We start from the raw sequence: 12,199 nt of genomic DNA, 5'->3' as shown, positions 1-12,199 counted from the left end.
GGCCGCCTCAGGGCCTGACGAACTGGGGACCCATCGGCGGCATCCGGAAGTCCGGGGCCGGGTTCTGCTCGGGAGCGCCCACGGGCTGCGGATAGCCGTACGCGGGGGCCGGGACGTCCGCCGGCCGCTGCGGGTAGCCGTAGGCGGGCGCCCGGTCCGGCCGGGGCGGCACCGCCAGCTGCGGCGGCACGGGAGGGCGGACCACGGTCGCGTCGAGGTCGGAGGCGCCGGCGGGCGTGCCGTGCGCCGGGGAGCCGGTGGGGGCGCCGTCCGGGCCCCGGGAGGCCTCCGGGGCCCCGGGAAGGCCGTCGTGGCCGTCCTGGGCGCCTTCCTGGGCGTCCTCGTCGACCGAGATGCCGAAGTCGGTGGCGAGGCCGACGAGGCCCGTCGGATAGCCCTGGCCCACCGCGCGGAACTTCCAGCAGTCCCCGCGCCGGTACAGCTCGCCGCAGATGACCGCCGTCTCCTCGCCGGTCTCCGCCGTCACCGCGAACAGGGCCAGCGGCTCGCGCTCGGGCCCGGTGGCGTCGTACAGCAGGATCCGCAGGTCGGAGACGGAGCGGAAGGTGCCGCCGTCGGAGGAGGCCGCGACCACCACCCGGTCGACCGAGGCGTCGAGGTTGCCGAGGTCGGCCTCGACGGTGTCCGTCAGGCCCGAGGCGTCCCGCTTCTTCGGCAGCCGCCGCACGAGCCCCGAGGGGTGGCGCGGCTGGTTGTAGAAGACGAAGTCCTCGTCGGACCGCACGCGCCCGGAGGGCCCGAGCAGCAGGGCCGACGCGTCCACGTCGGGGACCCCGGGGCCCGGGGTCCAGCGGAGCACGGCCCGTACGGCCGCGGTGTCGAGAGGGACGTTGGAGCCCTTCAGCATCGCGTGCGTCATGACCGCAATCCTGCCCTCCCGGCCGACCCGCGGACAACGCGGGGGCGGTACCGAGACCGGGACGAGACCGACGGACACGGACGGGTTACCTGGATTTCATATGCTGGGGGAACCGGGGATACCCGCACCTACGTACTATTACCGGCCACGTGTCGTCCGGACACAGAGAGGCAGACGGGGTACTCATATGCGTCATTTCGGGCACATCCCGTCCGTGAAGCGGGCCGGGCTGTTCCACCGGGAACCGGCCGAGTTCACGGCCGCGTCGCCCGCGCGCACCCTCGCCACGGCCCTGGGCGCCACGCTCTACAGCCCGGCCACCCGGCCGCGGCTCGCCGACGCCGTGCGCAAGCAGGCCGCCCGCGGCGTGGTCTCCATGGTGCTCTGCCTGGAGGACTCCATCGGCGACGCCGACGTCGAGGCGGGCGAGGAGAACCTCGTCCGGGAGTTCGCGGACCTCGCCGCCGGCGGCACGGACCTGCCCCTGCTCTTCATCCGGGTCCGGGAACCCGGCCAGATCACCGATCTGGTCGAGCGCCTCGGCGAAACGATTCACCTGCTGTCCGGATTCGTACTTCCCAAATTCACCGAGAAGCGGGGCCGCGCCTTCCTCGAAGCGCTCGTCGAGGCCGAGCGGACGAGCGGCAGACGCCTGTACGCCATGCCCGTCCTGGAGTCCCCCGAGCTCCTCCACCTGGAGACCCGGGTCGAGACCCTCGCCGGAATCGCCTCGATCACCGGCGAGCACCGCGACCGCGTCCTCGCCCTGCGCCTCGGCGTCACCGACTTCTGCTCCACCTACGGCCTCCGCCGCTCGCCCGAGATGACCGCGTACGACATCAAGGTCGTCGCCCACGTCATCTCCGACGTCGTCAACGTCCTCGGCCGCGCCGACGGCACCGGCTTCACCATCACCGGACCCGTCTGGGAGTACTTCAGGCCCGGCGAGCGCATGTTCAAGCCCCAGCTGCGCCGCAGCCCCTTCCTGGAGGGCAGCGCCGAGGACCTGCGCACCGCCCTCATCGAGCACGACCTCGACGGCCTGCTGCGCGAGATCGAGCTCGACCGGGCCAACGGCCTGCTCGGCAAGACCTGCATCCACCCCACCCACGTGGTGCCGGTGCACGCGCTCTCCGTGGTCAGCCACGAGGAGTGGAGCGACGCCCAGGACATCCTGCGGCCCGAGCGGGGCGGCGGCGGGGTGCTCCGCTCCGCGTACACGAACAAGATGAACGAAGTGAAGCCGCACCGCGCGTGGGCCGAACGCATCCTGCTGCGCGCCGAGGTCTTCGGCGTCGCCAAGGAGGACGTCGGCTTCGTGGAGCTGCTCACCGCCGGACTGGCCGGCTGACGAAGGGACGTCGACGACGTGGTGTGGACCGGAACGTGGGTCGCGGAGCGACTGGGCGTCGAACTGATCGGCGACGAGGAGCTGCCGGACCTGTTGGGCCTCGCACTGCGCCGCAACCCCAAGCGCGCGCACCTGCTCGTCTCCGGCGTGCTCGGCAAGCACGTGCCCCAGCGCCCCTCGGTGGTGTACGGCGCCGGCCTCGACCTCGGCCGGCGCGTGCGGGCGCTCCTCGGCGACGAGGAGGCCGCCCGCGCCGTCGTCCTCGGCTACGCGGAGACCGCCACCGCCCTGGGCCACGCCGTCGCCGACGGCCTCGCCCTCGCCCCGTACCTCCACTCCACCCGGCGGCCGGTGCCCGGCGTCGCCCGCGCGGGCGGCTTCGAGGAGTCCCACTCCCACGCCACCTCGCACCTGCTGCTCCCCGAGGACCCCAAGCTGCTCGCCGGCGACGGCCCCCTCGTGCTGGTCGACGACGAGTTCTCCACCGGCAACACCGTCCTCAACACGATCAGGGACCTGCACGCGAACTACCCGCGCGAGCGGTACGTCGTCGTCGCCCTCGTCGACATGCGCTCGGCCGCCGACCTCGGCCGCCTGGACGCCTTCGCGGAGGAGATCGGCGCTCGCGTCGACCTGATCGCCCGCGCGGCCGGCACGGTACGCCTCCCGGAAGGGGTCCTGGAGAAGGGCCGGGCGCTGGTGGCGGAGCACGAGACGGCCCCGGAGCCGAAGGCCGCCGCCCCGGCGCCCGGCGCCGTACGGGCCGGGCTCGACTGGCCCCGGGGCCTGCCCGACGGCGGCCGGCACGGCTTCACGCCGGAGCACCGGGAGCGCCTGGAGGCGGCCCTGCCGGCCCTGGCCGACCGGGTGGGAGCGGCCCTGGGGGCGGCGTCACGGGCCCCCCGGACCCTTCGGGCCCCCCAGGCTCAGGAGACCCCCGAAACCGGTACCGGCACAGGCACCGGCATAGGCGCCGACACCGACCCCGGCACGCCCACCGCCGCTCCCCGCGTCCTCGTCCTCGGCTTCGAGGAGCTGATGTACGCGCCGCTGCGCCTCGGCACCGCCCTGGAGGACGCCGGGCACGACGTCCGCTACTCCACCACCACCCGCTCGCCCGTCCTCGCCGTCGACGACCCCGGCTACGCGATCCGCACCCGGCTCGTCTTCCCCGCCCACGACGACCCGGCCGACGGCCCCGGCGAGCGCTACGCCTACAACGTGGCGGGCGGCGGCTTCGACGCCGTCGTCCTCGTCGTCGACTCCGCCGCCGACACCCCGGCCCTGCACGCCCCGGACGGCCTCCTGGCCCGGCTCGCGGAACACGTGCCGCACGTGGTCCTCGCGGTGGTCCCCTCGTACGTCCCCGGAACGGCCGGGGCCGCGCGGACCGTCGAGAACGGCGGAACCGGCAGAACCACCGTCACCGCCACCGAAGCTCCCGAAAGGAGCTCCATGCTGCCCGAGCCCCTCCGCGGCCCCGCCTTCTCCTCCTACGCACCCGAAGAGGTCGGCTGGCTGCTCCAGGACCTCTCGGACGTCGAACTCGAAGCCCCCACCGAGGAGCGCGAGGAGGCCATCCAGAGCGGCGGCGCCCACTACGCGGAGTCGCTGCCCGTCGAGTACCAGCCCAGCGAGCGCTACCAGGAGCTCTTCCACGCCGCCCTGGAGGGCTCCGCCGCCCGGATCGCCCGCGCGGTCGGCACGGTCACCGAGACCGTCCTCGCCGAGCGCGCCGGCACCCCCGTGCTCGTCTCGCTCGCCCGCGCCGGCACCCCCGTCGGCGTCCTCATGCGCCGCTGGGCGCAGGCCCGCCACGGCCTCGACCTCCCGCACTACGCCGTCTCGATCGTGCGCGGCCGGGGCATCGACGCCAACGCGCTGCGCTGGCTCGCCGCCCACCACGACCCCGCCGACGTCGTCTTCGTCGACGGCTGGACGGGCAAGGGCGCCATCACCCGCGAACTCGCCGACGCGATAAGGGAGTCCGAGGAGTTCGACGGATTCGACCCGGACATCGCGGTCCTCGCGGACCCCGGCTCCTGCGTCCGCACCTACGGCACGCGCGAGGACTTCCTCATCCCCTCCGCCTGCCTCAACTCCACGGTCTCCGGCCTGATCTCGCGCACCGTGCTCCGCTCCGACCTGGTCGGACCGGACGACTTCCACGGCGCCAAGTTCTACCGCGAGCTGGCCGGCTCCGACGTCTCCGGGGTCTTCCTGGACGCCGTCGCCGCCCGCTTCGACGAGGTCGCCGCGACCGTCGACACGGACGTCAAGGAACTCCTGGCCGCCGACCGCGCCCCCACCTGGGAGGGCTGGGCGGCCGTCGAGCGGATCAGCGAGGAGTACGGCATCCACGACGTCAACCTGGTCAAGCCGGGCGTCGGCGAGACCACCCGCGTCCTGCTCCGCCGCGTCCCCTGGAAGATCCTCGCCAAGCGGGGCGCCGACGCGGACCTCGCGCACGTGCGGCTGCTCGCCGAACAGCGCGGCGTCCCGGTCGAGGAGGTCGACGACCTGCCGTACAGCTGCGTGGGCCTGATCCACCCCAAGTACACCAGGGGCGCGACGGGCGCCGACGGCAAGGCGGTGGTGTCCCAGTGAGCACGACGACGGGCACGCCCCGGATCCCGACCCCGGCCACCGCTCCGACTCCGGACCCGGCTCCGGCGCACGCCCCGGCCCCCGCCGAGGCCCAGGACCCGACCCCGGCCCCAGTGCGGACCTCGGCGCCGGTCCTGGTCGCCAGCGACCTCGACCGCACCCTCATCTACTCGTCCGCGGCCCTCGCCCTCGGCATGCCCGACGCGCTCGCGCCCCGGCTGCTCTGCGTCGAGGTCCACGAGTCCAGGCCGCTCTCCTACATGACCGAGGAGGCGGCCGCCCTCCTGACGCGGCTGGCCGACGAGACCGTCTTCGTGCCCACCACGACACGCACGCGCAAGCAGTACCAGCGCATCCGACTCCCCGGCGCCGCGCCGAAGTACGCGATCTGCGCCAACGGCGGGCACATCCTCGTCGACGGCGTCTCCGACCGGGACTGGCACGCCTCCGTCCTCGACCGGCTCGCCGGCGAGTGCGCGCCGCTCGCCGAGGTCCGCGCGTACCTCTCCGCGACCACGGACCAGTCCTGGGTGCGCAAGCACCGGGTCGCCGAGGACCTGTTCACCTACCTGGTCATCGAGCGCGACCTGCTCCCCGAGGGCTGGCTGGAACTCTTCGGCCACTGGGCGGGGGAGCGCGGCTGGACCGTCTCGCTCCAGGGCCGCAAGGTGTACGCGGTGCCGAAGCCGCTCACCAAGAGCGCGGCCGTCCGCGAGCTCGCCCGCCGCACCGGCGCCGCGCTCACCCTGGCCGCCGGGGACTCCCTGCTCGACGCCGACCTGCTGCTCGCCGCGGACCGGGCCTGGCGCCCGGGCCACGGCGAACTGGCCGACAGCGACTGGACCGCCCCCCACCTCGACGTCCTCGCGGAACGCGGGGTCGCGGCGGGGGAGGAGATCCTGCGCCGCTTCAGGGCGGCGGCAGCGGGCTGAACCCCCCTTCGGGAGGGATCAGCCGCAGCAACCCCCACCACAGCAACCGCCGCCGCCACCGCCACTCTGCGCGGGGGCGGCGGTGCCGCTTCCGCTGACGGCCACGGCCGAGAGCAGCTTCACGGTGTCGTCGTGTCCGGCGGGGCAGGCGGCCGGGTCGGAGGACTCGGCCATGGGCCGACTGAGCTCGAAGGTGTCGCCGCAGGTGCGGCACCGGTATTCGTAACGAGGCATGGGGACAGGTTAGAGGCTGACCCGCGAACCGTCCGGCCGACCGCCCCGCCGGCCGCACCGGTCAATGCCCGGCGCCGCCGCCCCGTTCCTCCCGGATCTGCCCGACGACCCGGGCGGCGGTGGCACGGACGTCCTCCAGCTCGGTCAGGAAGTGCCAGTAGTCGGGGTGGCGGCCCTCCAGGGAGGCGACCGCCCGGTCGATGCGCGCGACGGCCTGGTCGAGGGGCCCGGCGTGCCGGGGATCGGGGGTGGTCCGCCCGTCCATGGCGAGCCGCTGGGCGTCCCGTACGGCGAACCGGGCGCGGTCGACCTCGGCGTTCGGGTCCTTGGCGACGGCCTCCAGACGGCGCAGCCGGTCCCCGGCGGCCGAGACGGCCTCGTCGGTCGAGTCGAGGAGGGCGCGGACGGTGGAGAGCAGCGAGGTCGCGTCGGGCCAGCGCTGCTCGGCCCGCGCCGTCCCGGCCTCGCCGAGCCGCTCCCCGGCCTGCGCGAGGCTCGCCGCGGCCTGCTCGGGCACGTGCTGGAGGTCCTGCCAGCAGTCGAGCGAGAACCGCCGCCGCAGCTCGGACAGGACGGGCTCGACGCCTTCGGCGCGGGTGGTCAGCGCCTCGGTGCGGGTGCGGAGGGAGACGAGCCGCCGGTCGATCTCGGCGGCGCGCTCGGGCAGCCGCTCGGCCTCGGTCCGTACGGCCTCGGCGTCCCGCAGCACCCGGTCGGCCCGCTGGAGGGTCTCGGGGACGCCGTGCCGGCCCGCGCCCTCGTTGAGCCGGGTCAGCTCGGGCCCGAGCCGGGCGAGCCGCAGCGCGAGGTCGTCGGCGCGCAGCCCGCTCTCCCGGACGGCGTCGAGGGCGTCGCTCGCGCCGCGCAGGGCCTGCCGGGCGCGCTCGACGGCGGGCGCCAGCCGGGCGAGCTGGGTCTCGGCCCGCCCGAGGAGCGGGGCGAGCCCGGCCTCGAACCGGTCGAGCTCGCCCTTCACCTGGTCGAGTTCCTCTTTGGCGCGGGTGAGTTCGGTACGGGCCCGGGAGGCGGTGGCGGCGTCCAGCTCGTCGCGGTCGAGGTCGTGGGCGTCGACGGCGGTGATGTACACGTGGCTGACCTGGTCGATGCGGCGCCCGAGCGCCTCGAAGCCCTCGACGGCGCGGAGCGCCTCGGGGGAGCCGTCGACGGCGGTGATGGTCTCTATCGAGATGCGCAGCCCGCGCTGGGCGGTGTCGAGCTCGTAGAACGCGGCCGCGGCGGCGTCCTTGGCGGCCTGCGCCTCGGCCCGCTGCCCCTCGCCCCGCCCGCCGAACCAGCGGCGGGTGCCGCCCCCGGCGAAGGCCCCCGGCAGCATCGCTCCCGCCACCAGGGGCAGCAGGAGCGCCAGCCGGAACGCGGAAGGAATCCCGGGCGCCGACGCGCTCCTCGTATCGCTCGCCGCCACGTGCCTCTCCCCGTGCTGTGTCCGCCGTGCCCGGTCCGGGTCCATTCTCCCACCCGGTGAGGACGAACACACGGGCCGGTCAGTTCACCGTACGGACGGTGACGTCGCCGTTGTCGCTGCGGACGCTCACGTTGTTCCCGCTGCTGTCCCGCCGGGGGACGTCGAGCCGGACGTCCCCGTTCCCGCTGCTCCCGGAGAGGGCGTACTCGGCCTTCGGCACCTCCACGGTGATGCCGCCGTTGTCGGTGACGACGTCGACCTTCCGGGGTACGGCTCCGAGGGTGAGCCGGACGTCCCCGTTGGCGGTCCGTACGGCCAGGTCGGTCGACGTGGTGCCGGAGTCGACGACCACGCCCCCGTTCTCGGTGCCGAGGTCGAGCGCCCCGCCGGCCTTCCGCACCCGCACGTCCCCGTTGTCGGTCCGCACCTTCAGGGGGGTGGCGAACCCCTCGGTCGTCACGTCCCCGTTGTCGTTCTCGACGGTGACGGCGACCTTCCGGGGCACCTGGATCCGGTGCACGGACTGGCAGTCGGAGGCGACCGCGTCGCACTCGACCCGCAGCGTCAGCCGCCCGTCGACCAGCTTCCAGCTGGCGTCCGGCCCGGACCCCATGAACACCCACCCGTCGACCTGCCGCTCGACCCGCACGTCGTCGACGTCGGCGGGGGTGATGACCAGCCGGGAGTTGTCGGAGTCGACGGTGAGGGCCTCCCCCGAGAAGGCGAAGCTCTTCTTCTCCACCGGCGCCCCCTCGGCGTCGGCCGTCCCACACCCGCCCACCCCGAACGCGAGGGCGAGCACCCCACCGGAAGCGACCAGCACACGAACCCGACGACCCACGACCACGAAGACCAACCCCCAGAAGACCAAGACGACCCCCCGAACCTACGCCCCGACCACCCTCCGCCACGATCGGGCGACCCACCGTCCCCGGGGTGGGGCTACCCCCCGGCCCCATCGGTTTGCGGCACCCACCCACCGGCCATGTAGGCTGTTGCCTCTTCCACGGGTGCGTAGCTCAGGGGTAGAGCGCTGCTCTTACAAAGCAGATGTCGGCGGTTCGAAACCGTCCGCGCCCACCATCGAGAAGCCCCCGGCCTCTTACGGCCGGGGGCTTCTCCGCGTCCCGTTGCCGGCCCGAGCGGGTCAGAACGCGCGGGCGAAGACGCGGGCGCCGTTGTGGAAGGTGATCGTCAGGCCCGACTGGGAGGCCGCTTCCGATTGGGTGGACCAGCGTTCGACGGCCGAGATCTCCGGGGAGGCGGCTTGGGCGAGGGCGGCGGCGAGCCAGGCCTCGGGGGCGTCGGTCTTCTGGGGCGGTTCTCCGGCGGGGAGCGGGGTGCCCGCGACCGGTTCGTCGAGGAAGCCCTCGTGCTTGGCGCCCTCGGGCAGCTGGCCGGTGAACTGCCACCGGGTCTCGGTCGTGCCCACCGTGACGACCACGCCGAAGGGGTGCTCGGTGTCGCCGGACTCGGCGAGGGTCCGCGCGCGGTCGGCCGTCGGGCTGTTCTTCACGATGTCGACGACGAGGTCGCTGAATCGCTGGGGGCGCATGCCTCTGCGCTTCCTTTCTCCGTGTTTCCTTTCTCGGTCGTTCTTCCATCCTAAGGATCACAGGGGCGAGGGGGAGATGAGCAGAGGAAAGCTCCGGACCGTGATCGGTACGGGGCCTTTCGTGTGCGGGCTCGGCCGTTCGGTATCAGGCCTTGATCACTTCCGCCTTCTTGTCGCCCGCCGTGGGCAATCCGGTAGAACGGGCGGCGAGTTGACGGGGGTCCCGGAGCGCGGGTGTACTCCCCGCATGGCTGAGGTGGGGGACGCGCCCGAACAGGGCGCGCAGAGCGGCGAGATGACGCCGCAGCGGTACATCGAGACGCGGATCGATCAGTACCAGGGGTGGTACGACGCCAAGGCGACCCACATGAAGGCGATGCACCTGCGGATGCGGACCGTGTCCGTCGTCGGCGCGGCCCTCGTGCCGGTCTTCGTGAACCTGGACCTGGGCTTCGCGCGGGTCACGGCCACCGTCCTGAGCGTGGTCGTCGTCGCCGCGGTGTCGCTGGAGAGCGTCTACCGGTACCGGGAGCAGTGGAAGAACTACCGCTCGACCGAGCAGCTCCTCGGGCACGAGCGCGTCTACTTCGAGACGAAGGCGGGGCCCTACCGCGGCCTTTCGAAGCGGGACGCGTTCGCCGTGCTGGTCGCCCGCGTCGAGAAGGCCATCGCCAACGAGAACTCGGCCACCCTGAACGTCATGACGCTCGGCGGGCAGGTCAACTCCGACGTGCAGCAGGGCGTCCCCGCCGCCCGCACCGAAAGCGTCCTCGTGGAGAGCGTCCGTGCCGAGAGCATGAAGGTGGAGAGGGCCCGGGGCGGCGGTGATTCAGAGGAAGGGGCCGGGGCAGGCATGTGACGCGGGGCCGCCCGTGGGTCCGCCCCCCGTGAGGGCCTACGCGTCGAAGTCGTACTCCAGGACGTACGACGACGAGTCCAGCGTCATCTCGTTCAGCTCCACCGCCATCCCCGCCTCCGTGAAGGCCGTGCGGTCGATGAGGACCACCGGTGTCCCGAGTTCCAGGGCCAGGCCCTCCGACTCCTCCGCCGTCGGCATCCGGGAGCGGATCTCCTCCCGGAAGCGCACCGGTCGCCGGCCCAGCTCGGCCAGGCGCGCGTACGTGCCGCCCGGGCCCGTGTCCCGTTCCGCGATCGCCGTCCCGCGCACCAGGTCGGCCGGGAGGTACGAGACGGAGAGCAGCACCGGCCTGTCGTCCAGGACGAACCGGCGGCTCCGGACGCAGACGGACGCGCCCGGCGGCAGGTCGAGCGCCTCCGCGACCCGCGCGCCGGCCTCCGCCTCGCCCACCTCGATCCGGTCGACCACCAGGTCCCGGTCCTCCACGTCCGCCGACCAGACCGAACGGCCGCCGCCCCAGTGGTCGCCCGCCAGGCGCGGGATGCCCCGGCGGCGCAGCGGGCGGAAGACGCGGACGAACACCCCGGCGCCCTTGCGCGCCTCGGCGAGCCCCTCGGTCCGCAGCACGGAGAGGGCCTGCCGGGCCGTCATACGCGCCACCTCGTAGGTCGCCATGAGGTCGTTCTCGCCGGGGAGCCGGTCGCCCGGCGCGAAGGCGCCCGACCGGATCGCGTCCCTCAACTCATCAGCGATCCTTTGGTACTTGGGCCGTCGAGCGCTGTCCTGGTCAGTCACGGGTGGACCACTCCCTTCATCTGCGGGACACCCTACGGCGCACCCCTCGACGCGGAAGCACACGTGTACGCCGTCCCGACTGGTCGATCCATCCATCGGGGGACATCTCTAGAGATACGTTGACAGAGCCGGGTCGCCGCGCTTCCCTGAGTGTCCCCATGCTTCAGGTTCCGGGACGGAGGGGACGCGTGCAGCCACTGCCCGAGGTCGGTGACCTCGTCCGTGACACCGCCACCGGGCGGGTCGGTTTCTATGTGGACAGCGTCTCCGGGCGCTTCCGCATCCGCGCCGTGCACGGCGGCACCGAGTGGGAGGCCGAGCCCGTCGACGTCCAGCTCGCCACGCCCCTGCACGAGCTGCGGGCCCGCACCGCCGAGATCAACGCGCGGAGCAGACGCGGCCTCGGCGGGGTCGGGGTGTAGGGGCGCCGGGTCCGGTCGTACGGGTCGGCGTGGTCGTCGCCGGCGGCGTTGTCAGTGGGGCGCGCCACACTGGAGACATGTGCCGCAGCATCAAGACGCTCCGCCCGCCCGTGCTGCCCGAGGAGGCGACCGAGGACGACATCCGCGCCGCCGCCCTCCAGTACGTCCGCAAGATCTCCGGCTTCCGCGCCCCCGCCGCCCACAACCGCGAGGTCTTCGAGCGGGCCGTGGACGAGATCGCCGGGGCCACCGCGAGACTCCTGGACGGCCTGGAGGTGCGCGGGGCGCACCCGCACCCCGCGGTCAGGAAGCGGGCGCCGGAGCCTCGGCCGGACGCCGTATGAGGTACGCGGCGAGGCCGCCCGCGAGGAAGAGCGCGAGGGTCGACACCCCCGCGCTGAACCAGGTCGCGCCCAGCCACTGACCGCCCAGCCAGCCGAGCCCCACGCTGTACGACGCCCAGACCACGCCCGCGAGCGCCGACCACGGCAGGAACTCCTTGCTCCGCCGCTTCGCCGCGCCCGCGCCCAGCGAGACCACGGAGCGGCCCGCCGGCGCGAAGCGCGCGAGCACCACGAGCAGCCCGCCGCCCCGGGCGAGCGCGGTGCCGAGACGTTCCTGCGCCAGGGAGAGACGGCGCGAGCGCGCTATCGCCCGGTCCAGCCTGGCCCCGCCCCGGCGCGCCAGCCGGTACGCGAGGAAGTCGCCGAGCACCGAGGCCGTGGCCGCGCAGAGGAGGAGGGGGATCAGCGACGGCACGTCGGGGGAGGCGGCGGTGGCCGTGGCCGCGGTCGCCGCCGTGGCCGCGGTGATGACCAGGAAGCCGCTCGGCAGTACGGGCAGGAAGACGTCGAGCAGGATCGACGTCGCCACCACCGGGTAGATCCATGGACCGGCGGTGAGCGACCGCAGCGAGCCCAGGCTGTCGAGCAGATTCACAGGGGCAGAGCCTACGCGGGACCGGGGGTCCGCCGCCGGTCGGGTGGCGGGCGGGTAGCGGTGGCTTGAGCGGATGTCCAGTGCTGCTGTTCGGTGCGCGGCCGGGGTGGGGCGGTACTGCCGGGAGTTGCCGGGTGGTTCGGCGTCGGCCTTCGGCGCCGGTGTTCGGACGTGCGGGAAACTGAAGGGAATCGTCCGTTCT

General features: G+C 73.8%; 13 protein-coding genes and 1 tRNA gene. 7 read left to right on the top strand and 7 right to left on the bottom strand.

What is annotated here, in order from left to right; all coding sequences use genetic code 11:
- Positions 1–7: 7 nt before the first annotated feature.
- Positions 8–880 (bottom strand): TerD family protein, encoded by an 873-nt coding sequence (locus AB0398_RS16645; RefSeq protein WP_366375682.1) that lies wholly within the window; start codon positions 878–880, stop codon positions 8–10.
- Positions 881–1,067: 187 nt separating this feature from the next.
- On the opposite strand from AB0398_RS16645, the gene AB0398_RS16640 reads away from it, so the two are divergent.
- The 3 genes from AB0398_RS16640 (at position 1,068) to AB0398_RS16630 (ending at position 5,770) form a co-directional block, all read left to right on the top strand.
- Positions 1,068–2,231 carry an HpcH/HpaI aldolase/citrate lyase family protein gene (locus AB0398_RS16640; RefSeq protein ID WP_366375680.1) on the top strand — a complete coding sequence of 388 codons (1,164 nt, stop codon included), beginning with the start codon at positions 1,068–1,070 and terminating at the stop codon, positions 2,229–2,231.
- An 18-nt stretch (positions 2,232–2,249) separates the two neighbouring features.
- Positions 2,250–4,838 carry a phosphoribosyltransferase gene (locus tag AB0398_RS16635; protein ID WP_366375679.1) on the top strand — a complete coding sequence of 863 codons (2,589 nt, stop codon included), beginning with the start codon at positions 2,250–2,252 and terminating at the stop codon, positions 4,836–4,838.
- 113 nt (positions 4,839–4,951) lie between these two features.
- Positions 4,952–5,770, top strand: a complete 819-nt coding sequence (locus AB0398_RS16630; protein WP_366375886.1) for an HAD family hydrolase — start codon at positions 4,952–4,954, stop codon at positions 5,768–5,770.
- An 18-nt stretch (positions 5,771–5,788) separates the two neighbouring features.
- On the opposite strand, the gene AB0398_RS16625 is transcribed toward AB0398_RS16630, so the two are convergent.
- The 3 genes from AB0398_RS16625 to AB0398_RS16615 form a co-directional block, all read right to left on the bottom strand.
- Positions 5,789–6,004: a zinc ribbon domain-containing protein gene (locus AB0398_RS16625; RefSeq protein WP_366375677.1), complete on the bottom strand. Its 216-nt coding sequence runs from the start codon at positions 6,002–6,004 to the stop codon at positions 5,789–5,791.
- Between the two features lie 61 nt (positions 6,005–6,065).
- Positions 6,066–7,472 (bottom strand): hypothetical protein, encoded by a 1,407-nt coding sequence (locus tag AB0398_RS16620; RefSeq protein ID WP_366375675.1) that lies wholly within the window; start codon positions 7,470–7,472, stop codon positions 6,066–6,068.
- 34 nt (positions 7,473–7,506) lie between these two features.
- Positions 7,507–8,169: a DUF4097 family beta strand repeat-containing protein gene (locus AB0398_RS16615; RefSeq protein WP_366375673.1), complete on the bottom strand. Its 663-nt coding sequence runs from the start codon at positions 8,167–8,169 to the stop codon at positions 7,507–7,509.
- A gap of 266 nt (positions 8,170–8,435) precedes the next feature.
- Here AB0398_RS16615 and AB0398_RS16610 point away from each other — a divergent pair.
- Positions 8,436–8,510, top strand: a tRNA-Val gene (locus AB0398_RS16610).
- A gap of 64 nt (positions 8,511–8,574) precedes the next feature.
- Here AB0398_RS16610 and AB0398_RS16605 read toward each other — a convergent pair.
- Positions 8,575–8,982, bottom strand: coding sequence for a hypothetical protein (locus AB0398_RS16605; protein WP_366375672.1), 408 nt, complete (start codon positions 8,980–8,982; stop codon positions 8,575–8,577).
- Between the two features lie 247 nt (positions 8,983–9,229).
- Between AB0398_RS16605 and AB0398_RS16600 the strand changes: the two genes are divergently transcribed.
- Positions 9,230–9,841 carry a DUF4231 domain-containing protein gene (locus AB0398_RS16600; RefSeq protein WP_366375670.1) on the top strand — a complete coding sequence of 204 codons (612 nt, stop codon included), beginning with the start codon at positions 9,230–9,232 and terminating at the stop codon, positions 9,839–9,841.
- Positions 9,842–9,877: 36 nt separating this feature from the next.
- Here AB0398_RS16600 and AB0398_RS16595 read toward each other — a convergent pair whose 3' ends face one another.
- Positions 9,878–10,636, bottom strand: coding sequence for a GntR family transcriptional regulator (locus AB0398_RS16595; protein WP_366375669.1), 759 nt, complete (start codon positions 10,634–10,636; stop codon positions 9,878–9,880).
- A 188-nt stretch (positions 10,637–10,824) separates the two neighbouring features.
- On the opposite strand from AB0398_RS16595, the gene AB0398_RS16590 reads away from it, so the two are divergent.
- Positions 10,825–11,058: a hypothetical protein gene (locus AB0398_RS16590; RefSeq protein WP_030208456.1), complete on the top strand. Its 234-nt coding sequence runs from the start codon at positions 10,825–10,827 to the stop codon at positions 11,056–11,058.
- 77 nt (positions 11,059–11,135) lie between these two features.
- Positions 11,136–11,402 (top strand): DUF2277 domain-containing protein, encoded by a 267-nt coding sequence (locus AB0398_RS16585; RefSeq protein ID WP_366375668.1) that lies wholly within the window; start codon positions 11,136–11,138, stop codon positions 11,400–11,402.
- Here AB0398_RS16585 and AB0398_RS16580 read toward each other — a convergent pair.
- Complete coding sequence (locus tag AB0398_RS16580) at positions 11,362–11,991, bottom strand: VTT domain-containing protein (RefSeq protein ID WP_366375884.1); 630 nt, start codon at positions 11,989–11,991, stop codon at positions 11,362–11,364. The two genes, AB0398_RS16585 and AB0398_RS16580, sit on opposite strands and share 41 nt — an antisense overlap.
- Between the last annotated feature and the right edge of the window lie 208 nt (positions 11,992–12,199).

Origin of the sequence: Streptomyces sp. NPDC086147 (assembly GCF_040702165.1) — a bacterium.
Classification (GTDB): Bacteria; Actinomycetota; Actinomycetes; order Streptomycetales; family Streptomycetaceae; genus Streptomyces.
The sequence above is the reverse complement of the archived record's forward strand: the minus strand, read 5'-3'. Positions and strand labels throughout refer to the sequence as shown.